The organism is Natronolimnohabitans innermongolicus JCM 12255 (assembly GCF_000337215.1).
Classification (GTDB): domain Archaea; phylum Halobacteriota; class Halobacteria; order Halobacteriales; family Natrialbaceae; genus Natronolimnohabitans; species Natronolimnohabitans innermongolicus.
In genome coordinates, this window is record NZ_AOHZ01000041.1 from 177894 (window position 1) to 198435 (window position 20542).

Here is a 20542-nt window from a genome sequence, read left to right on the forward strand (position 1 = left end):
TATCAGGCACCTCCGGTTGCGGGTTTCTCGGTGATGTAGACCCCGTCCTGGAAGACGCGGGTGTCCTTGCCGCTGACGCGGGTCAGCTGCTCGATGTCGGCCGCCGTCTGGCCAACGTCCTCTTTGTTCGGTCCGGAGAGGACGATGACTTCGTCGCCGGCGTCGACCTCGGTGTCACCGTGGATAGTCGTGCGTCGCGGTGCCTTCTCGCCGAGGAAGTTTTCGATGACGACCTCGTCGCCTTCCGCGCGGACCTGCATCGGGAAGTGAGAGTAGAAGACTTCCATCTTGTACTCCCAGCCCTCGGTCACGCCGTGGAAGGCGTTGGTGATGTGGCTCTCGAAGGTGCCAACGGTCGCGTTCGTCTTCGCGTCCTCGCTGTCACTTTCGACGACCACGGTGTCGTCTTCGACCTCGACCGTGACGTCGGGGTACCAGAGGCGGCGGGTGACGCTGCCTTCCGGTCCGTCGACGGTCACGTCGAGGTGGTCTTTCTCGACGGTTACGTTGTCAGGGATGTCCAGTTCGACTCGCATTGTTAGTAGACGTATGCGATCACCTGGCCGCCGATCCCCTGCTCTCGAGCCTCGTAGTGGCTCATGATGCCGCTGCTCGTCGTGACGACGAGCGCACCGAAGTCTCGAGCGGGGAGGTATCGCTTCTCCCACTTCTCGAACTCGTCGGCGCCTGCGGCGTAGCGGGGCTTGACGGGGCCACACTCGTTGATCGCTCCTTTTAGTTCGACCTCGAACTGACCGGCTTTGCCGTCGTCGACGAACTCGAAGCCGTCGATGTACCCGCGGTCGTAGAAGACCTCGAGTACGCTGCCGATCTCGTTCGAGGCGGGCGTTACCTCGTGGCTCAGCTTCCCGACGCTCTCGGCGTTGTCGAGACCGGAGAGCGCGTTACTGAGTGGATCGTTTCCTGTCATGTTATCGATACTTCTTGAATCCCATGTCACGAGCGATTTCGCGGAAGCACTGGCGACAGAGGTTGATGTCGTACTTGCCGACGAGCCCCTGCTTGCGGCCACAGCGCTGGCACTCTTCGATCTGGCCGGTGCGCTTTGCCGCGTGCTCGCCAGTGCGCTCGCTCTCGATGTCTTCAGTTTCGCTTTCACTCATCGTCTGCCTCCTCGACGGTGACGTCGAAGTTGGCCTCGAGGAAGCTGATCGCGTCCTCGGGCGTGAGGCGGTGGTTCGACGGAATCGAGCGGGTGGCCTTATCGCGCTTGGCGATTCGGTAGCCGGGACGCACCAGGTTGACGGTGACGTCCAGCCCGAAGATTCCGACGTTCGGGTCGTACTCCTGGCTCGGGAACTCGGTGTGTTCCTCGACGCCGAAGCTGAAGTTGCCCGTGTCGTCGAACTGGGTCGACGAGACGTCGGCGAGCGGTAGCGCCGTCTCGAGGAAGTCGTAGGCGTCCTCGCCGCGGAGGGTGACCTTCGTGCCGATCGGGTCGCCCTGGCGGATGCCGAAGTCGGGTTCGGTCCGCTTTGCCTGCGTTCGGACGCTCTCCTGGTCCGTGACCTCCTGGATGATGTCCTCGGCGTGGCCGAGTTCGCGGCCACCCTGACCGACGCCCATGTGGACGACGACCTTCTCGACGCGCGGTTCGCGCATCTCGTGGAAGTCGCCCTCGGAGCCGGCTTCACTACTCATCATCATCACCTTCGTCGCCCGTGAAGTTCTCGTCGATGACGACGACGTACTCCTCGACGGTCTCGAAGCCACCGTCTTCGGTGTCGACGCCGACGGTGTTCGAACCGCTGCCGGGCGTGACGTCGATCGCGTCGATCTCGCCGATCTTGCCGCCGTGGTTGCCACGGATGGCCGTCACGAGCGCGCCCTCCTCGTAGGGGAAGTGGGCGACGATCGACTTGTCCTCGTTGTCGACGACGATCGAGTCGTTCGCTTCGTACTCGGCTTCGTCGTCGACGACGACGTTGGTCCCGTCGTGCAGCGTCAGCTGCGTCTGTCCGCCGGGGACCTGCTGTTTGCCCTCGATCTTGCCGAGGCGGCTGTCAGCTGCGTCGGCGTCGATCTCGGTCAGCGCGAGTCGACCGCCTTCGTCGGGGAAGACCCGGTAGTACTCTTCTCGGCCGGGGAACGCGAGGATGTCGAAGATACCGATCGGTCGCTTCTCGTCGTTGATCGGTTCGCCGTTGACGAGGATCGCGTCCTCGGACAGCGCGTAGCGGGCTTCCTTCTTCGAGTCCACGTAGCCGAGCACGTCCCGCAGCAAGACGACGAGGGGAACGCCCTCCTCGCCGTGCGGGCCGGCACCGGCCTTGACCGTGAACGTGTCGGTCTTGCGCTCGACCGGCCAGGATTTCGGTACTGAGAGTCGTTTCTGGTGTTTCGTCATTCGCTATCACCTTCGTCGCTGTCGCCTTCGAGGCGCGCCTCGCGACGCTCGTCCTCGAGGTCGAGTTCCGTGATGCGGACGTTCGACGGATCGAGCGGGCGCGGCACCTCTTCGCCGTCGGCCGTCTCGACCGTGACCTCCTCGACGTGGATCGTCCCGTCCTCGAGGATCGCACGCAGGACCTCGCCGGTCTCGCCGGCGTGGTCGCCGCGCATGATCTCGACGGTGTCGCCCGCGTTGACGCGGGTGCGTCGAGTGCCGTACTCCTCACGGAGGTCGTCGGACAGCGTCGCGTGGAGCTGCTTCTGTCGCTTGTGCAGCGGTGCGCGCTCCGTCTGCGTTCGCTGTTTGTGTGGTTGCTTGCTCATGATTCTAGACGATCATCGTCGCCGTCGAGGCGATTGCACCGAATCGCTCAGCGACTTCGCGAGCGATCGGTCCCTTGATCTCCGTGCCGCGGGGCTCCTCGTTTTCGTCGATGATGACCGCCGCGTTGTCCTCGAACTTGAGGCGGGTGCCGTCGGGCCGGCGGATCGACTTCCGCTGGCGGACGACGACGGCCTCGAGAACCTGGCGGCGCATCTCGGGGGTACCCTTGGTGACCGAGACGGTCACCTTGTCACCGAGTCCCGCCTTCGGCTGGCGGTTCTTGGTGCCCTGGTAGCCCGCGACGCTGATGATCTTCAGCTCGCGTGCGCCGGTGTTGTCGGCACACGTGACGAGCGAGCCCTTCTTGAGGCCCTGGGTGACGTCGGCTTTCATTGCCTCCATCACTGATCACCCTCGTCTTCGGCGTCGTCTTCGTCTGCTTCCGCAGCGAGGTCCTCGGCGGAGAGGCCCGGCTCAGGCTCTGCCTGGCCGGTCAGCTCCGCGACGTCCTCGGCGGTCGCTTCCTGCGTTACTTCAACGACCACGTGCGATTTGGTCTTCGACAGTGGTCGGGTCTCTGCGATCTTGACCGAGTCGCCAACCGAGAGCGGCTCGAGCACGCCCGGCACGTGGGCCGGAATGCGCGAGCGTCGCTTCATGTAGCGGTCGTACTTCGGAACCGCTACGTCGTACTCTCGTTCGACGACTACGGTCTTGTCCATGTCCGTCGAGACGACGGTTCCCTCGAGGATCTGGCCTCGAACGGGAAGCTCGCCGTAGAACGGACATTTCTCGTAGTCGTATTCCTCCGGGTTTTCTGGTTCCGGAGGGGTTTCAACGTCTAGTCCTATTGCCATGGTGAATCACCACTAGTTTCCGTGCGTCGGGCGGGTCGTGAGAGCAGTCGCGATCCATCGACCGTAACGTAGGCTACGCCCTCGCCAGCAGCGTGGCGGCGATCCCGCGAGGGATCGTCGCCACGGCAGCCGGCGGCATCGCCGCCGGCTCGGTCTGCGGCGGCGGACGAATCGTCCGTCGCTGCAGGTTGAGTGTCGGCCAGTTTGGACGCAGTCCCCGACGCCTTCTCGGCGTCGGCGGCGTCATCTGTGATCGCAAACTCGAACGTCGAGCCCGATTTCGGCACCATAACCACCCGAGAGTCACCGTTTTCACGAATCTCGATAGAGAGCGTATTGGTCGTCTCGATAACGACCCGTCCCTCGAGGCCCACCCGCGAGTCGTCGTCACTCTCGACGATGCGGACGGGCAGTCCGTTGAGTTCGTGTCGCGGTAGGGTCTCGGGTGTCAGTGCCATGTGTGTTATTCGTCGTCTTCGTCGAGGTCGCCTTCCTCTCGCTGGATCGTCTTGATCCGAGCGATCGTCCGGCTGAGTTCGCCGATGCGGCCCGGGTTCTCCGGGGCACCACCGGCTGCCAGGACGGACTTCTGGTTGAGCAGTTCGGTCTCGAGCTCCTCGAGTTCCTCCTGGCGTTCGGCTGGGGTCATGTCGCGGACTTCGGCGACGTGAAGGATCGCCATCAGGCGTCACCTCCCTCGTCTTCGTCCGCAGCGTCTTCGTCCTCGTCCTCGTCGTCCATCTCGGCCATCAGCTCTTCGGCTTCGGCCTCGACGTCTTCCTCGAGGTCGTCGAGATCTTCCTCGATCGGGGACTCGTCGGGGATGTCGACATCTTCGTCCTCGTCAACATCGGAGTCGATGACTTCCTCGACGTCCTCCTCGAGGTCGTGGTCGGGCTCGACGGCGTCCTCGGCGGGCGCCTCGGCGCCTTCCTCGGCGGCTTCGGCCTCCTCGGGCTCGCCCTCGAGCAGTTCCTCGACGCCCTCGGCCTCGTTGGCCTCGACGGCCTCGGGAACGAGTTCCTCGGGGTCCATCTCCTCGTGGACGCCGAAGTCGTCGGGCAACTCGGCGCCCGGGGGGATGATCTTGACGTTGACCCCGATGGTCCCGAGTTTCATGACGGCGACGCCCTGGCCGTGGTCGACGACCTCTTCGGCGGGCTCGCCGTTGTGTTTGATGTAGCCGCGGTTGAACTTCTCGACGCGCGAGCGGGCGCCTGTGACCTTCCCGGAGAGGACGATCTCGGCACCCAGCGCGCCGGCTTCCATGATCCGGTCGATCGTCGTGTGACCGGCCTTTCGGAAGTACCAGCCGCGCTCGAGCGCGTTGGCCAGTCGGTCGGCGACGATCCGTGCGTTGAGGTCGGGTTCGTCGACCTCCTGGACGTCGATCTGTGGGTCCTCGAGGTTGAACTGCTCCTCGAGAGCCGTCGTGACCTTCCGGATGTTCTCGCCGCCTTTGCCGATGACCATCCCGGGCTTTTCGGCCTTGAGGACGATCTGGGTTCCCATCGGCGTCTTGGCGACGTCCATACCACCGTATCCTGCGCGGCCGAGTTCTTCCTGGAAGAACTCGTCGATCTGTGACCGCTGCAGGCCGTTCTCGATGAATTGGTGTTCGTCAGCCATTAGCTATCTCCCTCCTCGTCCGCCGATTCTTCGATCACGATCTCGACGTCGACCTGGGGCGTGTTCCAGGCCGAGGCTCGCCCCATCGCACGGGGCTTGCGTCCGACCGATTCGCCGACCTTGTGGGCGGCGACGTGAGCGATCTCCATCGATGCGCCGTCGAAGCCCTGACTGTCGGCGTTGGCCTCGACGTTCTCGAGCAGATCGAGGAATTCGCCCGAGACCTTCTCGGGGTACTTGCCGGCGTCCCAGCCGTCGATGTCGGAGCGGTGACCCGCGCCGGCGTTGTGGGACTTAAACGGAACCGACTGCTCTTCGTCGATGACGTCCTGGAGGTACGCCTGGGCCTCGGCAACGGTTCGGCCCTTGATCTCGCGTGCGACTTCCTTGCTGTGCTTGTGGCTCATGTGACGCTCCCGGAGCATCGCTTTCGCGGTGGTGTCCGGATCGGCGTCGACTGAGTAGTTGATTCCCATGCGATGATCACTTCAGTGGCACGAACTTCGAGGAGCGAGTCGCACCGATACCGGCCTGGCCGTGTTCGACCGAGGTCCGGGTCAGCTGGAACTCGCCGAGATAGTGGCCGATCATCTCGGGCTCGATGCGGACGCGCTCGAAGGACTGACCGTTGTAGACTTCGAAGGTCAGGCCGACGAACTCCGGCAGGATCGGCATATCCCGCAGGTGAGTTCGGATCGGCGCGTTCGCCGTCTCCTCTTCTTCGCTCTCGCGGGCCTCCTCGAGGAGCTTCTGCTTCTCGACGGAGAGACCGCGTTCGATACTTCGCCGCTGGCGAGCGGGCAGCAGTTCCGCGACTTCGTCGAGCTCCATCTCCTGCAGCTCGTCGAGCGTGTGGCCGCGGTAGGTGAACTCACCTTCACGGCCGGTTCTGTACTCCTGACTCATTTGTTTCCACCTCGACCGGTACGGCGCGAGGAGATGTCACCGACCTTCCGTCCCGGCGGGGCGTCCCGCGAGACGGATTTCGGTTTCCCGGGGTGCTGTCGGCCGCCGCCACCGAACGGGTGGTCGACGGCGTTCATCGCGACACCGCGGACGCGGGGCCATTTGCCACCGCGGGCTTTCATTTTGTGGTACTTGTTCCCTGCCTTGACCATCGGCTTCTCCGTGCGGCCGCCGCCGGCGACAACGCCGATGGTGGCGCGACACTGCGGATCGAGGCGCTTGACCTCGCCGCTTGGCAGCTGGACGACCGCGGCGTTGCGGTCGTGGGTGATCAGGTCCGCGTTGACACCGGAGGCGCGAGCGAACTTGCCGCCGTCGCCCGGGTTCGCCTCGATGTTACAGACCGGAACCCCTTCGGGAATCTCCGCGAGCGGGAGCGTGTTCCCCGGCTTGATCTCCGCGGAGACGCCGACCTGAATCTCCTCGCCGACGGTGACGCCTTCGGGCGCGAGGACGAGGCGCTGCTCGCCGTCCTCGAACTCGATGGCGGCGATCGGCGCCGAGCGGGCCGGGTCGTGTTCGATGTCGACGACCTCGCCGCGAACGACGTCGTCGTCTTCGGTCTTCTTGTGGTCGAGTTTCGCCTTGTATCGGTGCGACGGGGCGCGGAAGGTCGAGCCACCGCGACCGCGTCGTTGTCCGAGAATGCGTCGTCCCATCCTCAGAACACCCCGATTCGCGAGGCGACTTCCTGTGCGTCGTCGTCCTCGGAGAGTTTGACGATTGCTTTCTTCTTACCTTTCATCGTGACCTGCGTGTTGATGTCGTCGACCGAGACCTCGAAGCGCTCCTCGACGACGTCACGGATCTCCGGCTTCGTGGCGTCGGGGTTGACGACGAACTGGAGCTTGTTCTCGAAGTCCATGTCGTTCATCGCCTTCTCCGTGACGAGCGGGTGTTCGATGATCGAACTCATCGGTCGGCCACCTCCTCGAGTGCGCTCTCGGTCCAGACGGTCAGTCGGCCGGCCTGTGCGCCGGGTGCGAGATCCTCGGCGTTGACCTCGGCAGCCGTCGTCACGTCCGCACCGGCGAGGTTCCGGGCCGCGCGGGAGGGACCGGACTCGCTCGAGGTGACGAACAGGATCGACTTCGGCTGCTTGTACTTGCGTCCGCGGGTCTTCCCGCGACCCGAGCGGATGCTGCGACCCTCGTCTGCGCGTTCGACGTCGGCCTCGAGACCGGCGGCCTCGAGGAACTCGACGACCTCCTTCGTCTTCACGAGGTCTTCGAACTCGTCGGAGACGACGACCGGAATCTCGGCGTCGTCGTCGAACTGGTGGCCGCGGTCGGCGACCAGTTCGGCGTCCGTCGTCGCCGCGATGGCGCTGCGGACGGCCAGCTTCTTCTCTTTCGTGTTGATCGATTCGGACTGGTCCTTCTCGGCTTTCGGCGGGTGGGCCTTGCGTCCCTTGATCGTCTGAGGAACGCGACGACCGCGTCCTTCCTGTCGGGGGACGTGGGCCATCCCGCGGCCGCTACCGAACGATTCGGCCGGCGTTCGCATGCCGGCGAACTCGTCGGCGCCGTAGTCCTGTTTCCGGTTTGCCTGGGCGACGCGCACGGCGCGGGCGATGAGGTCCGGGCGGTACGTGGTCTCGAAGACCGCCGGGAGCTCGGTCGAGCCCGCGTCCGAGCCGTCCAGGTCTCGTACTGTTGCTTCCATAGTCTATCTACCCCTGATTGGATGCGGTGGAGACGTAGCGCACCTCGGGGTCGAGGCGCGGCTGGTCTCCGGGTCGGATCGCCGGGCGGAAGCGGATGAGCCGCTGTTCCGGACCGGGGAGCGAGCCCTTGATCAACGCGTGCGGGCCGTCGACTTCGCCGTAGTTGACGAAACCGCCGTCGACCGTCGCGTCAGCGCCGTCGCCCATGTCGACGAGGCGCTTGTTCAGTTCCGTCCGCTGGTGGTAGCCGGTCTGTCCCTGCTGTGGGACCGTCGACCGGACGCGGGACGGGTTCCATGGACCCAGGTTCCCGATGCGGCGGCGCCATCCCTGCCGGGCGTGCTTGCCCTTTCGTTTCTGGACGCCCCATCGCTTGACGGGACCCTGCGTACCCTTACCTTTCGTGACGCCGCTTGCGTCGACGTACTCGCCGGCGCGGAACACGTCGTTCATGACGTGTTCGCCGCCGTCCTCGAGCAGTTCGAGGGCGAAGTCGACGCGCTCGCCGACGGAGCCGCCGCCGACGCGCGTCTCCATCACGTCCGGTTTCTTCTTCGGAACCGACGGAACGGATCCGGGAACCGTGTGCGTGATGACGCGAACGTCGTCGATGCGACCCTCAGCCAGGAGGTTCCGAAGTTCCTCTTCGGCGGCCTCGGCGTCGTAGTCGTCACCGGGGAGGTCGAGAGTGCGGTCGAGTTCGGGAACGAACTCGTCGGTCCAGACCTCGGTGATCGGTTGCTTTCCATACGGCGTGTCTTCGTACGCACGCAGGGAGACCGCGCGCATTGGCGGCGTCTCCACGATCGTCACGGGGACGGTCTGTTCCATCCCCTCGGTCGGCGAATTCGATTTATCGTCGACCATGACGACGTGGGTCATGCCGGCCTTGTAGCCCGCGAAACCCTGGAGCGTCGGCTGTCCTTCGTCGTCCGGCCACGAATTGAAGCGTGGGACCTCGCTGGTCGCACGCTTTCGTGGGCCGAACCCGAGTGAGCCTTTGCGTGGTGAATTTGCTTGTGGCATTCTATCACTCTTGCAGTGAGAGGGGAGCGAGGGTGGCGAACAGAGCCTCTTCCGTTCGCACCACCTCGCTGCCCTGATCCGGAACCGTGTTTAGCCAGAGGTCGAACCCCGGATCGGCTGACTGCGTGGGTTCGACTCCGTCATCCGCCGCGGTGTCCAGCTGCCCCGATGGGTCAGCGTCGATGGCGGATGCCTCGATTCCGAGGATATCCGGCAGCCCTCTCTCGGGCGCACCAAAGGCGACGGTCAGTCCGTCGCCGACGCGTCCGGCCAGCGTCTCGAGTCGTCCGACGGTAAGTTCGATACCGTAGCGAGACGACGCAATACAGACGCCGGCGTCCTCACGGCCGAGAGCTGTCGAAAGGTCCGTCCGCTCGACTGCGAGCCCCGGAAGGGGTTCGTCGACGAGTTTCGCCCGGACCGGTCGTCGCGAAGAGATCCTGACGGTCACGCGCTCCCCCTCGGAGACCTCCATATCCGGAGGCGTGTTGAGGGAGATCGGGTGTTGCAAGCCGCAATTGACCCGGACGCGCCCTTCAGGTCCGACCTCGGTCACGATCCCTTGTCTTAACGACCCCGAACCGTTCGATTCGGAGCCGGTCTGTGACACCGCGCGGAGCGGCGGCAAGACGCCCACGTACTCCAGTTCGTCCCGCATCCCCCAGGCCTCGTTTCGGAGGTAGGGTGGCGTTGCGGCGTATCGCAGTACAGTGCTGACGAACCCGTCGCCGAATCGCCCCGTTTCGCCCGCCCGATCTGGGTAGACGATGAGGCGATCGACCCGGTAGATCGTCGCCGCACGGGCGACGTATCCGAGCTTGCGAGTTGCCTCGCGTTTGTCCTCGGCTTCCCGGGTCAGTGACGACGGAACGAGTACGCTGACGGTCATGCCGAAACGCTTCGGCGCCGCGTCACTAGACTGTAGCGCTTTGTTGCGGACAGGATCTTAAAAGGGTAGCGGATTCGATTCCGGCTGTGACTCGCTCTCGAGTGTGAATTCGACACATGCAGAGAATCGTGAACGACTCCCGGCGGGGTCGTTCGTTTTGGCGACCGTCGATCTGCGAGAATTACCGCTCGAGCGGTTGTATAGGGCGTTAGATTCGGTTGATTCGACGGTGGATCGCTCGATGGTGTGGTACGCGGTGAACACCCACGACGCTTCCGGTTCGCAACCCTTATACATCCCTCCCGGTGTACTTGAGAGTGCAACAGGGCGCTGGTAGTGTAGTGGTATCACGTGACCTTGCCATGGTCACAACCTGGGTTCAAATCCCAGCCAGCGCANACTTGAGAGTGCAACAGGGCGCTGGTAGTGTAGTGGTATCACGTGACCTTGCCATGGTCACAACCTGGGTTCAAATCCCAGCCAGCGCATTTCTGTCGCGAACAAATTCGTGAGCGACGGAAATCGGATCTTGACTTGAAGCATACCGAGGTTCTGCGAACGAAGTGAGCAGGTTCTCGGGAGCGGTTCAAATCCCAGCCAGCGCACTTCTACGGCGAACAACGCCGACGAGCACCGCGTAGCGTGTGCTCGTCACCCGTGAGCCGTGAAGTCGGCCTTGATTTGAACGAGAGAAGTCGCAGCNCGACGAGCACCGCGTAGCGTGTGCTCGTCACCCGTGAGCCGTGAAGTCGGCCTTGATTTGAACGAGAGAAGTCGCAGCCTGCGAGCGAACGCAGTGAGCGAGCAGGATCGTCTTCGCGTTGTTCAAATCCCAGCCAGCGCAGTTCTTCGAACACAACCCCACGAGCGCTATGTAACAGTGCTGGTACTCGTGGACGGAAAGTAATCTGGAGCCATCAGGGGAGTCACAGCGCCGCCCGGAGCGAGACGATCGTCTCCCGTCGCCGGCTGACACGGTCCTCGAGTCATACGGCCTGCTGTAACGTTTTGCCGGAGCGACCGCAGGACGACGCGGGGTCGCTCCGGTAACGACTTACAGCAGTCCGTATCATGCAGTCCCAACCTCGAGGAGCCGAACTGCCGATACCTGTCGGTCGAGTACTCACGCTCCATCCGAACGGACCTACCGCCGAGCACCCAACAGCCGCCACGAGTTCCGTTTCGACATTTATAAATAAGCGCGGCGCCATCGTTCGAATACACTCGAGAGCGAGCGACTCTCGCTCGAGCGCGCTGGTAGTGTAGTGGTATCACGTGACCTTGCCATGGTCACAACCTGGGTTCAAATCCCAGCCAGCGCACTTCTACAGCGAACAACGCCNACGAGCACCGCGTAGCGTGTGCTCGTCACCCGTGAGCCGTGAAGTCGGCCTTGATTTGAACGAGAGAAGTCGCAGCCTGCGAGCGAACGTAGTGAGCGAGCAGGATCGTCTTCGCGTTGTTCAAATCCCAGCCAGCACTCTCCTCGAGAGAGACCGAGACAACGTTGTCCACGTCACATTCGAGACGGGGAGTAAGCCGTTATTAGGCGTCGAACACGGTCCAGACAGCACGGTGCTAGCCGATCGTTCAGCGGAGAAATACGAGGTTAGCGATCGGTACCGACGGTGAGTCGGCCCGACAGACGATCGACGGCCGTCTAGCGAAACTGAACAAATATGACGATCACACCGTCAGGGAGAGAAACCACTCACGTTCGTTAACTGATGTTGCCTGCGATTGACTTTTATACCGCGAGTAAGTACGAACAATCGACGATTGAATCGCTGACTTCCTATGCAAACTGAACTCTCGACCGCCGGCGACGCGGACGGCCTCCAGTACGACCAGACCAACGACCGCTACGTGTTCAAACACGACCCCGACGGCACCGCGACGCTCACGACGACGATCGTGCACGCGCTGGCGTCGATTGCCGACACCGACGTCTCGCAGGGCGAGTTCTCGCTGTACGACAGCGTCGACCCCGACGCGCTCGATCGGATCTTCAGCCCGAAAGCGGACGGAACCGAACGCAGCGGCGGACACATCGCCTTCACCGCCCTCGAGCACGAGGTTTACGTGTACGCCAACGGAGACGTCATCATCTACCCGCCGACGGGGGCGCAGGGACCGACGCGAGCGGACTAATCGAATCGGTCGGCAGCCGCTTGCGGTCCACTTCCTTCTGAGCGAGTGTCGAGCGCCGACGAGTCACAACGCCCGAAACTCGGGCGGCGGAGGTAGTCTGTACCGGAACTGTCGATCGGCGACCGCTCGCCGGCGATGGGCATGGGCCGGATTTACGACCCTCGTCCACGACGTTCGTATCGATGACAGTCATCGCACTACTGAGTGTCGCACCGGTGATCGAAGACAGCATGTCAGAAGAGGTCGCGAAGGCCGTCGACGCCCTCGAGGCGTACGACGTCGAGTACGAGACGAATCCGATGGGGACGGTGATCGAAGCCGAGGACGCCGACGAACTGTTCGCGGCCGCGCAGGCTGCACACGAGGCGGTCGACGGTGATCGAGTGAGCACCGTCCTCAAGATCGACGACAAACGCGGCCGAGACGTCTCGGCGGAGCAGAAGGTCGATGCCGTCGAAGACCACCTCGGTCGGCCCGCGACGAACACGACTCGTAACTGATCTCGCGGCCCCGCGAGCGATCAGGAGGGGACGACCTTGACAGGGCGGTCGGTGTCGAGAATCACCGACTGCGCGACGCTGCCGAACAGGACCTTCCCGACGGGCGATTGGCCGCGTGCGCCGACGATCAGTTCGTCGGCGTCGAACCGCTGGGCAACGTCGACGATGGCGGCCGCGGGATTGCCGGTCGCGGAGTGAACCGTCGCGTCGACGCCGGCCGAGGCGAGTTCGTCGTGGGCGAGCGAAACCGTCTCGGGCAACTTCTCGATCGCCGCTTCGTCGAGGTCGTTCCGGACCTTCCCGATCTCGACGTCCTCGTCGCTGTCGGTGAACTCGAGTTCCTTGCGGACGTGGAACAGTTCGACGGCGACGTCGTCGGTGACGTTCGGCAGGTCGAGGACGGCGTCGATCTGTGCCTCGACGCGCGTTCGCTCCTCGTCGATCGGGACGAGCACTGTGTACATGGCGGAAAGAACAGCCTACTCACATATCAAACCACCCGTTAGCACCACGTCGGTGGAACCGCGCCGATGGAACGACAGCGAGCGGAAGACTCAACCCGTGCGACGGCGGACGATGTGGTATGGAAGAGACCACGCTCGAGGTCGATGGGATGTCCTGTGACGGCTGCGAGGCGAACGTGATCGAAACGCTCGAGGCGCTCGAAGGGGTGTCGTCGGCGACGGCCGACCACGAGGCAGGCGAGGTCAGCGTCGCTCACGACGAGGCGACCGTCGACGAGACGACGCTCGCCGGCGCGATCGAAGACGCCGGGTACGAGCCGGCGGTCTGACGCGGGCCGAACTACAAACTGTTTTACGCCGGAGAGCAAAGCGAGGCTATGGAGAGTCTCAACCGGATGGCGATCGAGCTAGTCGACGAAGCCCTCGAGTACGCCGAGGAGCTAAACGTCGGCGGCTACGATCTCGCCAACGACGCGACGGTCCTCGATTTCGGTCAGGAGTTCGACGGGGGCGTCGAAGCGGGATTACTGTTGACGGAGATCCAGACGGCGGGGATGGCGACGCCGAGTCACCACGTCGGCGAGATCGACGGCGCGCCGATCCGCTACGTCGAACTCTCGACCGACCAGCCAGCGCTGTCGTTGCTCTGCTCGCAGAAGGCGGGCTGGGAGCTGACGGTCGACGGTTTCGAGGGCCTGGGAAGCGGACCGGCCCGCGCCCTGGTCGCCCAGGAGGAGGAATTTCACCGCGTCGGCTACACCGACGCCTTCGATCTGACGGCGCTGGCCGTCGAGACGGACGAGGAACCCACCGCGGAGGCGGCCGAGCAGGTCGCCGAACTCGCCGAGGTCGAACCGAGCAGCGTCTTCCTGCTCGCCTACCCCTCCGCGAGCCTCGTGGGCAGCATCAGCAACGCCGCTCGAGCGGCCGAACTCGCCACGTTCCGTCTCTCCGAACTCGGGTACGATCCGCTGGATATCGTCTCCGCGAGCGGGCGTGCGCCCGTCCCGCCGGTTCCGGCCGACGAGCGGACCGCGATCGCCCGCGCGAACGACGCCATCGCCTACGGCGGGACGGCCCACCTCACGGTCCGGGATGACGCCGACGTCTTCGACGACGTGCCCTCGACGGCGTCCGAGGGCCACGGCCGCCCGTTCGGCGAGATCTTCGCCGACCTCGAGTGGGACTTCTCGGAGGTCCCCGCCGACCTCTTCGCCCCGGCCAAGGTGACGATCGACGTCCTCGGCGGACCGACGTACGTCCGCGGCGAGACCGACGAGCAACTGCTCGCCGAGTCGTTCGATCTCTAGGGCCGTGCAGTTCAAACCGGTTCCAGAACCGCCCGCCGACCTCGCCGCCGTCGGATCGGTCCTCGCCGCCGTGCCCGAGACCGCCGGCGCCGTCGCGGACTGCTGTGGCCGCCTCGTCGACGAAACCCGACTCGAGACCCGCGAGGCGGCCGAGACGTGGCTCGTCTTTCTCCGGGCGCTGCAACTCGCGGCCGCAGAGCCCGCGGGATATCGGCGAGTGCCGACCGATCCGTTCGCCGCGGACGCACTCGAGACGGAGTCGCTCCGGCGGGCGTTCCGGGAACGAGTCTACGGTACCGAGGCGGTGCTCGAGGCGCTCGCCGACGCCGACGGACCGTTCACCGACGACGATGCGTTCGACGCGGTCCGCGACGAGAGTGCTCGTCGGGACACGCGCCGGAATCGTGATCGGGATCGGGATCGACTCCGCCGACTCCTCGAGTGGGCCGTGTTGCTCGAGGCGGCCGAGCGCTCGTCGGACGGCTTTTGTCGTGGCCGTCCGTAGCCGGGCGCATGACTGATTTCGGTTCCGGTCGCGACGGCAACCCGGCGACGGCTGTCGAAAACGGCGTCGTCGATACGGTCTGTTTCGACCTCGACCACACGCTCTGTCGGTACACTCGACCCGGATCGGAGATCCTCTCGCGGGCGTTCGAACGCGTCGGCCTCGAGACCGACGCGCCGTGGACGGTCGACGACTACTACGGTCGGTACCGAACCTACCTCGAGGAGAGTAGCGGCGCCGACGACCTCCGGCGGCGGTGTTTCGCCGACCTCGCGGTCGACGCCGGCTACGACCGCGAAACGGGGCGCGCCGTCGCCGATGCCTACGGCGAGTACCGCGACCGCGAGGCCGTGGAACCGCTCCCCGGCGCTCGGAACGTCCTCGAGACGCTCGCGACGGAGAACCAACTGGGGCTGATCACCAACGGCGAACCCGGGATGCAGCGCGCGAAACTCGAGGCGACGGGCCTCGACGCGCACTTCGAGACGGTCGTCTACGCGGGCTACGATACGGCCGCGAAACCGTCCGCAGAACCGTTCGAGCGCGCCCTCGACGCGCTGGGTTCGACGCCGGATCGGGCGGTCTACGTCGGCAACTCGCTCGCCTCGGACGTGGCAGGCGCCCGGGCGGCGGGAATGCAGTCCGTCTGGGTGCCACACGGCCAGGACGTTCCCGAGACGCCCGATCCGACGCCGACGTACCGGCTCGAGGGGCTCGCGGAGCTGTCGTCGCCGCCGTGGTGAGCCGGTTTATCCTCGCGACCTCGCCTGCTGCTCGAGTCGCCGCGTCGACCGATCGTCCGACTTTAGAGGGTGCCGCCCGACGTGAGAGTCGATGACCGACCGTGCGATCAACTTCGCCGAAATCGTTGACTCGATCCGCGGGGCCGCCGATTCGTCGGACTCGGACGCCCAGTCGACGTCGACGTCGATCGTCACCGTCGCCGCTACCGACCCGGTCGACGTCTGTCGAGCGCTGTTCGACCGTCTCGAGTCCAATACGGATACCGATACTGACGCCGCAGCTCCGCCCGCCGAGGATCGCGCCGGCTACGAGTTCTACATGAGCCACAATACGCGCCGCGAGATGGAACGCCGACTCGTCAAGCACGGTCCCGAGGCCGCCTCGATGGATTTCCTCGAGTGCCAGATTCGCACCGACGTCTCGATGCCCGACGAGACGGTGCTGTTCACGCGTCCGGACGCGGTGACCCTCGGTGGCACGATCACCGGCGAGTCAGCGATCGGAGTCGGAACGATCTCGAGCGCTACTGGCGCTGAAACGGAAGAATCGTAGAGTCGGCGTCACGTCACTCCATCGGCGTGACGTCCGTCACCGTCCCGACGCCCTTGCTGCGTCCCTCGCGGAAGACGAACTTCTGGCCCTCCTCGACGAGGTACGGGCGGAACTTGAACCGAACCGTGGTCTCGCCCGTGTCGCCGGGGAGGAGTCGACCGTTCTCGGGATGGAACGCGGCGGCCTCGCCGATCGTCTCGAGGTGGACGACTGGTTCGTACCCCTCGCCGATCCGGGTGGGGTGGTTGAGCACCATTACCTCGGCTTCGAACTCCCGGACGGGGTCTGGATCGGCGTCCCGGGGCAAGAGGACCATCCCGCGTTCGATGGCGCTCTCCTTGACGCCCTTGAGGGCGATGCCGACGATCCGCCCCGCCTGGGCTTTGTCGACCCGGTGGTAGTGCATCTCGATCGAGCGGACCTCGACCTCCTGGAACCGCCCGTCGGGCATCGGCCCGAGCAGGAGTTCGTCGCCGGCTTCGACCTCGCCGGCCATGACGGTGCCCGAGGCGACGGCGCCGACACCGGTCACGGAGTAGCTCCGGTCGACGTACATCCGGAACTCGCCGCTGTCCTGGGCGGTCTTGGGCAATCGATCGAACAGTTCGTCCAGCGTCTCGAGGCCGTCCATCGTGATCGCGCTGGTCTCGACGATGGGGACGACGCGCTCGCTGATCTCGTCGACGGCGGCGTCGACCCCGTGGCGGGCGATGCGAAGCGGCGACTTGTCGACCTCCCGCAGCAGTCGTTCGACCTCGCGTTCGACCTCCTCGACGCGCTCGTCGCTGACGGCGTCGGTCTTGGTGATCGCGACGATCGTCGGCAGGTCGGTCGCGAGGAGGACGCCGAGGTGTTCGCGGGTGGTTCGCGTCGGGCCGTCGTCGGCGGCGACGACCAGCAGTCCGTAGTCGAGTTTCTGGCCGACGAGACCACGAATGGTCGTGCGAAGCCACGGCTCGTGGCCGACGGTGTCGACGAACGAAACGAGGCGGTCGGCCTCCTCGACGACCGCCGCGCGGTCCCGTTTGCGGTTCGGGTTACGGACGCGAACGGGACCGTCGTCGTCGAAGCCGTAGACCGCATAGGAGAGGTCCGCCGACAGCCCGCGTTCGACCTCGTGGGGCTGGACGTCGAGGTAACCCCGCGTCGCGCCGTCGCCGTCGTCGGCTTTCCCGGTGACCAGCGAACCGACGAGCGTGCTCTTGCCGTGGTCGACGTGGCCGGCCGTCCCGACGACGACGTGTTCGTCGTCCGTCTCGAGGACGCCGCCCTCGCGAATCGTGGCGACGCCGACGAGGCCGTGGCCGGCCGAGGCCGGCGGCGTGGTCCCGTTCGACGACGCCGCATCCGAGACGCCGTCGACGCTCCACGTCTGGACGTCGTCGATGTGGGCGTCGGCCTCCTCGGCAAGCAAGGAGAGAACGTCCATCGTCTCGGAGAAGGTATCCGGATCGACGCCGGCGAGTCCGCCGTCGTCCGTCACGCCGACGACGTACGTCGCTTCGCCGTCGCCGGAGAGCAGTCGGTGACGAAGCTGTGCTGCCAGACTCTCGCGTCGGCCACCCTCGAGGTGGACGTCCCGTGACAGCCGCTCCTTGAATTCGACGTTGCCACCGTCCTCTTCGCCACGGTCCAGGGCTCGCTCGAGGAGAGCCCGGTCACGGCTCATATACCCCGGTAGCGGCCCACATGGCAAAAGCTTTCCCGTGTGTTGTTAACACACGTCATGATATTTGTCACGAACCGACCGGACGCACTCGCAGAGAAACCGAACTTACCCGCAAGAGTCACTCGGAAAGACGGTCGTAAGCCGCGCGAACGCGGAGAAAAGCCGCTTTGTCGCCGCCGTTGTCGGGGTGGACGTCCTTGATGCGAGTCCGATAGGCGGCCCTGACTTCGTCGTCGTCGGCGGTGAGCCCCACGTCCAGGATGGCCCGCGCTTGCGCTCGCGTGAGGTCCGTCCCGGACCGCGGCGGCGAGCGACGGGGGTCGTCCGACCCACCGCGTGCCTCGTCGGTCCGACCGCGCCCTCGGTGAGTTCGGTTCGTGGTCACAGACGAACTTCATCGGAGGGGACCCTAAATGCTGTGGCAGATCGGACGCGAATCGCCTCGAGTAGCAGCGAATCGGTCCGACATCGCGGTCGACCGCGGGACCGGCCCGTGCCGTTCTGGGTGCGGTTTCAAGGCGCTCGAGGGCCTAGGTGTACTATGAGCGTCAGCGGTCTCTGTCAGATCTGCGAGTCGCGACCAGCCCAGGAGCAGTGTGCCAACTGCGGGGCACTCGTCTGTGACACGCACTACGAGGATCCGAAGGAACTCTGCATCGAGTGTGCCGGGCAGGCGGATCCGACGCGGCCGTCTGACTCCGAGGACGTCGACATCCACCGGTTCTGACCGCGACGGCGATCCGGTCCGATCCGAAGTTTTCCGGGCGAGACGGCGGCCGTCGGCGAGCGGGTCGGCCGCTGACTCGAGGAGCGCGACGGCCGCCAGCTGAACCGATCACGGTCGAACTCGTCGGACAGGTCGGCGGTAGCTACATTACGGGTGCGTGGTCGACACCGCACGATCACGGAGTGACAACCGAAGTTGGACTGGAAAACGGCAATCGGTTTACCGGCCGCCGTACCAGTACCGCCATGAGCGAACAGGCAAAAGCCCTTCTCGGTATGCTTCTCGGAGCGGCGCTACTGGCCATCGTCGTCTCCGTAAGCTTCGGACTTCGGTTCTAGCCGATACTCGTCGCAGCGCTCAACTGGACGAGGGTCGGTACTGGTTTAGCCGCTTTTGCAGCCGCTTTGCGGCCTGTCCGCTCGCGTTCGCGAACTCCTCACCGTCGTGTTCCCCCGCGAAGATAATTCCTCGCGAGGAGTTGACGAGTCCGACCCCGTCGGCCAGCCCGTATTCGACGGCGGCCTCGGCGTCGCCGCCCTGCGCACCGACGCCGGGGACGAGGAAGGGAAGATCCGGAACCTGGTCGCGTAGCTCCTCGAGTTCCTCGGGTTTCGTCGCGCCGACGACGAGTCCCACGTTGTCGTTCTCGTTCCACAGATCCGCCAGCGCGGCGACGCGCTCGTAGAGCGGTTCGCCGGTCTCGAGTTCCAGATCCTGGAGGTCCGCGCCGCCCGGGTTTGAGGTCCGACAGAGGATGAAGACGCCCGACTCCTCGTCGGCCAGAAACGGCTGCAGGGAGTCCCGACCCATGTAGGGGTTGACCGTGATCGCGTCTACTTTCTCGAGCATCTGGGCGTACTGACGGGTCGTGTTCCCGATGTCGGCGCGCTTGGCGTCGAGCAAGACGGGAACGCCCTTTCCGTGGGCGTAGGCGATCGTCTCCTCGAGTGCGCGCCAGCCGTCGGCGTCCTCGTAGAAGGCTGCGTTGGGTTTGTAAATCGCCGCGTGCTCGTGAGTCGCGTCGATAATGCGGCGGTTGAACGCCCACCGTGGGAGGTCGTACTCCTGGAGGTGGTCGGGAATCCGGGACGGGTCCGGGTCGAGTCCGACGCTGACGACGCTGTCGACCGTCCGAATGCGGTCGTGGAGCCGATCGAAGAAGTTCATGCTGCCGAGTGGTGGCCCGGTGGTCGAAAAAGTTGCTATCGGTCGCGGTGGCGTGGAGACGCCCCGTCTACTACGTATTGGCTCGTTTGCGCTTCCGTAAGGGGTCGAAAACCAAGTGACTCGCCGCGCGATAGCGGGTGTGAACAGTTCTCGTTCCAAATACTTTAGACAGTAGCTACTTCGGTCGTATAATCGATTACTACAGTATGGCGACTCGCACTAACGGGAAATCCAACTCGCAGTTCGGTCGGCTCCGAAGCCGTATTCGATCGACGCTGTTCGGTAGTGAGGACGACTCGAGCGACGAAACTGACCACGGCAACGTGGGCAACGCTGTCGAACCGAACCCGGACGCACCCGGCAACCTCTTTCACTGTTCGACCTGCGGCACCGTCTACATCGACTCCGAGAAACGCTCCTGTTCGGAGTGTGAGGAAGACGTCCACGAAGTTCGCTCGACCCTCGAATCGCAGGCCTCTCGCTGACGATCTTCGAATCGCTGCGAAAATCGCCGTCGGTCCGCGTTGACGGTTCGTCTCCCTCCAGCGGTTAGGCTTCGAGAACCTCGATCAGGTTCGACTCCGGATCCCGCAGGAACAGGATTGAGGTCCCGCTTTCGGTCGTCCGCGGCTCGCTTATCGTCTGTACGTCCGCCGGGAGCGCCGCGTAGAAGGCCTCGAGGTCGTCGACGGCGAGGCCGACGTGTGAGGCGCCGGGCTGGTTGAGCCCGGCGGCCGGCGACCCGCGCGCTTCGGGCTCGTACTCGACGAGTTCGAGCCGAATTCCGTCGGCTTCGAGGTGGGCAAACGTCCCGGTGGCGTCGTCGACGCCGACGGCGTCGGAGAAGGCCTCGCCGCCGACGCTGAACCGATCGACCACCTCGAGCCCGAGGACGTCTCGGTAGAACGGGAGCGTTTCCTCGAGGTCGTTGACGGTGATACCGACGTGGTGTGCGCTGAGCGGCGTCATCGTGTAGGCCTACG

At 64.8% G+C, this 20542-nt stretch carries 32 protein-coding genes and 3 tRNA genes; 12 read left to right on the forward strand and 23 right to left on the reverse strand.

Annotated elements, in window-relative coordinates; all coding sequences use genetic code 11:
- Positions 1-2 precede the first annotated feature (2 nt).
- From C493_RS08565 to C493_RS08650, 18 genes are read right to left on the reverse strand one after another with little or no spacing between them, the layout of a single operon-like run.
- A complete protein-coding gene (locus C493_RS08565) occupies positions 3-536 on the reverse strand; it encodes a 50S ribosomal protein L6 (RefSeq protein ID WP_007259034.1) in 534 nt (177 codons plus the stop codon).
- A gap of 2 nt (positions 537-538) precedes the next feature.
- Complete coding sequence (locus C493_RS08570; protein ID WP_007259035.1) at positions 539-931, reverse strand: 30S ribosomal protein S8; 393 nt, start codon at positions 929-931, stop codon at positions 539-541.
- 1 nt (position 932) lies between these two features.
- Complete coding sequence (locus C493_RS08575) at positions 933-1124, reverse strand: 30S ribosomal protein S14 (RefSeq protein WP_007259036.1); 192 nt, start codon at positions 1122-1124, stop codon at positions 933-935.
- Positions 1117-1662 (reverse strand): 50S ribosomal protein L5, encoded by a 546-nt coding sequence (locus C493_RS08580; RefSeq protein WP_007259037.1) that lies wholly within the window; start codon positions 1660-1662, stop codon positions 1117-1119. The genes C493_RS08575 and C493_RS08580 overlap by 8 nt, the downstream gene beginning before the upstream one ends.
- Entirely contained in the window at positions 1655-2368 is a 714-nt protein-coding gene (locus C493_RS08585) for a 30S ribosomal protein S4e (RefSeq protein WP_007259038.1), read from the reverse strand. Before C493_RS08585 ends, C493_RS08580 begins: the two co-directional genes overlap by 8 nt.
- Positions 2365-2736: a 50S ribosomal protein L24 gene (gene rplX, locus C493_RS08590; protein WP_007259039.1), complete on the reverse strand. Its 372-nt coding sequence runs from the start codon at positions 2734-2736 to the stop codon at positions 2365-2367. The genes C493_RS08585 and rplX overlap by 4 nt, the downstream gene beginning before the upstream one ends.
- 4 nt (positions 2737-2740) lie before the next feature.
- A complete protein-coding gene (locus C493_RS08595) occupies positions 2741-3139 on the reverse strand; it encodes a 50S ribosomal protein L14 (protein WP_007259040.1) in 399 nt (132 codons plus the stop codon).
- On the reverse strand, positions 3139-3594 hold the full coding sequence (locus tag C493_RS08600) for a 30S ribosomal protein S17 (protein ID WP_007259041.1): 456 nt from the start codon (positions 3592-3594) through the stop codon (positions 3139-3141). The genes C493_RS08595 and C493_RS08600 overlap by 1 nt, the downstream gene beginning before the upstream one ends.
- Positions 3585-4052 carry a ribonuclease P protein component 1 gene (locus C493_RS08605; protein ID WP_007259042.1) on the reverse strand — a complete coding sequence of 156 codons (468 nt, stop codon included), beginning with the start codon at positions 4050-4052 and terminating at the stop codon, positions 3585-3587. The genes C493_RS08600 and C493_RS08605 overlap by 10 nt, the downstream gene beginning before the upstream one ends.
- A gap of 5 nt (positions 4053-4057) precedes the next feature.
- On the reverse strand, positions 4058-4276 hold the full coding sequence (rpmC, locus tag C493_RS08610) for a 50S ribosomal protein L29 (RefSeq protein WP_007259043.1): 219 nt from the start codon (positions 4274-4276) through the stop codon (positions 4058-4060).
- Positions 4276-5223, reverse strand: coding sequence for a 30S ribosomal protein S3 (locus C493_RS08615; protein ID WP_007259044.1), 948 nt, complete (start codon positions 5221-5223; stop codon positions 4276-4278). The genes rpmC and C493_RS08615 overlap by 1 nt, the downstream gene beginning before the upstream one ends.
- A complete protein-coding gene (locus C493_RS08620; RefSeq protein WP_007259045.1) occupies positions 5223-5699 on the reverse strand; it encodes a 50S ribosomal protein L22 in 477 nt (158 codons plus the stop codon). The genes C493_RS08615 and C493_RS08620 overlap by 1 nt, the downstream gene beginning before the upstream one ends.
- Positions 5700-5706: 7 nt before the next feature.
- Positions 5707-6129 (reverse strand): 30S ribosomal protein S19, encoded by a 423-nt coding sequence (locus C493_RS08625; RefSeq protein ID WP_007259046.1) that lies wholly within the window; start codon positions 6127-6129, stop codon positions 5707-5709.
- Entirely contained in the window at positions 6126-6848 is a 723-nt protein-coding gene (locus C493_RS08630; RefSeq protein ID WP_007259047.1) for a 50S ribosomal protein L2, read from the reverse strand. Before C493_RS08630 ends, C493_RS08625 begins: the two co-directional genes overlap by 4 nt.
- A 2-nt stretch (positions 6849-6850) precedes the next feature.
- Positions 6851-7105, reverse strand: coding sequence for a 50S ribosomal protein L23 (locus C493_RS08635; RefSeq protein WP_007259048.1), 255 nt, complete (start codon positions 7103-7105; stop codon positions 6851-6853).
- Positions 7102-7854 carry a 50S ribosomal protein L4 gene (gene rpl4p / locus C493_RS08640; RefSeq protein ID WP_007259049.1) on the reverse strand — a complete coding sequence of 251 codons (753 nt, stop codon included), beginning with the start codon at positions 7852-7854 and terminating at the stop codon, positions 7102-7104. Before rpl4p ends, C493_RS08635 begins: the two co-directional genes overlap by 4 nt.
- Positions 7855-7861: 7 nt before the next feature.
- A complete protein-coding gene (locus tag C493_RS08645; protein ID WP_007259050.1) occupies positions 7862-8881 on the reverse strand; it encodes a 50S ribosomal protein L3 in 1020 nt (339 codons plus the stop codon).
- 4 nt (positions 8882-8885) lie between these two features.
- Positions 8886-9770, reverse strand: coding sequence for a putative RNA uridine N3 methyltransferase (locus C493_RS08650; protein WP_007259051.1), 885 nt, complete (start codon positions 9768-9770; stop codon positions 8886-8888).
- A gap of 327 nt (positions 9771-10097) precedes the next feature.
- Here C493_RS08650 and C493_RS08655 point away from each other — a divergent pair.
- From C493_RS08655 to C493_RS08675, 5 genes are all read left to right on the forward strand, one after another.
- Positions 10098-10168 (forward strand) — tRNA-Gly (locus C493_RS08655).
- A 19-nt stretch (positions 10169-10187) separates the two neighbouring features.
- Positions 10188-10258: transfer RNA gene (locus C493_RS08660), tRNA-Gly, on the forward strand.
- A gap of 763 nt (positions 10259-11021) precedes the next feature.
- Positions 11022-11092: transfer RNA gene (locus C493_RS08665), tRNA-Gly, on the forward strand.
- Positions 11093-11567: 475 nt separating this feature from the next.
- A complete protein-coding gene (locus C493_RS08670) occupies positions 11568-11921 on the forward strand; it encodes a HalOD1 output domain-containing protein (RefSeq protein WP_007259052.1) in 354 nt (117 codons plus the stop codon).
- Positions 11922-12103: 182 nt separating this feature from the next.
- Entirely contained in the window at positions 12104-12421 is a 318-nt protein-coding gene (locus C493_RS08675) for an MTH1187 family thiamine-binding protein (RefSeq protein WP_007259053.1), read from the forward strand.
- A 20-nt stretch (positions 12422-12441) separates the two neighbouring features.
- Here C493_RS08675 and C493_RS08680 read toward each other — a convergent pair whose 3' ends face one another.
- Positions 12442-12885 carry a universal stress protein gene (locus tag C493_RS08680; RefSeq protein WP_049889235.1) on the reverse strand — a complete coding sequence of 148 codons (444 nt, stop codon included), beginning with the start codon at positions 12883-12885 and terminating at the stop codon, positions 12442-12444.
- A gap of 119 nt (positions 12886-13004) precedes the next feature.
- Here C493_RS08680 and C493_RS08685 point away from each other — a divergent pair, with 119 nt between their 5' ends.
- The 5 genes from C493_RS08685 to C493_RS08705 all read left to right on the forward strand — a co-directional run bounded on the left by C493_RS08685 (position 13005) and on the right by C493_RS08705 (position 15996).
- Entirely contained in the window at positions 13005-13214 is a 210-nt protein-coding gene (locus C493_RS08685) for a heavy-metal-associated domain-containing protein (RefSeq protein ID WP_007259055.1), read from the forward strand.
- A 48-nt stretch (positions 13215-13262) separates the two neighbouring features.
- Positions 13263-14195 carry a methenyltetrahydromethanopterin cyclohydrolase gene (gene mch / locus C493_RS08690; RefSeq protein ID WP_007259056.1) on the forward strand — a complete coding sequence of 311 codons (933 nt, stop codon included), beginning with the start codon at positions 13263-13265 and terminating at the stop codon, positions 14193-14195.
- A gap of 4 nt (positions 14196-14199) precedes the next feature.
- Complete coding sequence (locus C493_RS08695) at positions 14200-14700, forward strand: hypothetical protein (protein ID WP_007259057.1); 501 nt, start codon at positions 14200-14202, stop codon at positions 14698-14700.
- A gap of 8 nt (positions 14701-14708) precedes the next feature.
- Positions 14709-15443 carry an HAD family hydrolase gene (locus C493_RS08700; RefSeq protein WP_007259058.1) on the forward strand — a complete coding sequence of 245 codons (735 nt, stop codon included), beginning with the start codon at positions 14709-14711 and terminating at the stop codon, positions 15441-15443.
- A 91-nt stretch (positions 15444-15534) separates the two neighbouring features.
- The gene (locus C493_RS08705; RefSeq protein ID WP_007259059.1) at positions 15535-15996 is read left to right on the forward strand and encodes a hypothetical protein; all 462 of its coding nucleotides are present in this window, start codon (positions 15535-15537) and stop codon (positions 15994-15996) included.
- A gap of 13 nt (positions 15997-16009) precedes the next feature.
- Here the strand turns inward: C493_RS08705 and C493_RS08710 are convergent, their stop codons facing one another.
- Both C493_RS08710 and C493_RS08715 read right to left on the reverse strand, forming a co-directional pair.
- The gene (locus C493_RS08710) at positions 16010-17665 is read right to left on the reverse strand and encodes a GTPBP1 family GTP-binding protein (RefSeq protein WP_007259060.1); all 1656 of its coding nucleotides are present in this window, start codon (positions 17663-17665) and stop codon (positions 16010-16012) included.
- A 118-nt stretch (positions 17666-17783) separates the two neighbouring features.
- On the reverse strand, positions 17784-18050 hold the full coding sequence (locus tag C493_RS08715) for a DnaJ domain-containing protein (protein ID WP_007259061.1): 267 nt from the start codon (positions 18048-18050) through the stop codon (positions 17784-17786).
- A gap of 156 nt (positions 18051-18206) precedes the next feature.
- On the opposite strand from C493_RS08715, the gene C493_RS08720 reads away from it, so the two are divergent.
- Positions 18207-18392 carry a hypothetical protein gene (locus C493_RS08720; protein ID WP_007259062.1) on the forward strand — a complete coding sequence of 62 codons (186 nt, stop codon included), beginning with the start codon at positions 18207-18209 and terminating at the stop codon, positions 18390-18392.
- 357 nt (positions 18393-18749) lie between these two features.
- Here C493_RS08720 and pyrF read toward each other — a convergent pair whose 3' ends face one another.
- A complete protein-coding gene (gene pyrF, locus C493_RS08725; protein ID WP_007259063.1) occupies positions 18750-19559 on the reverse strand; it encodes an orotidine-5'-phosphate decarboxylase in 810 nt (269 codons plus the stop codon).
- Positions 19560-19765: 206 nt separating this feature from the next.
- Here pyrF and C493_RS08730 point away from each other — a divergent pair, with 206 nt between their 5' ends.
- A complete protein-coding gene (locus C493_RS08730) occupies positions 19766-20044 on the forward strand; it encodes a hypothetical protein (protein WP_007259064.1) in 279 nt (92 codons plus the stop codon).
- Between the two features lie 64 nt (positions 20045-20108).
- On the opposite strand, the gene C493_RS08735 is transcribed toward C493_RS08730, so the two are convergent.
- The gene (locus C493_RS08735; protein ID WP_007259065.1) at positions 20109-20528 is read right to left on the reverse strand and encodes a VOC family protein; all 420 of its coding nucleotides are present in this window, start codon (positions 20526-20528) and stop codon (positions 20109-20111) included.
- Positions 20529-20542: the final 14 nt, after the last annotated feature.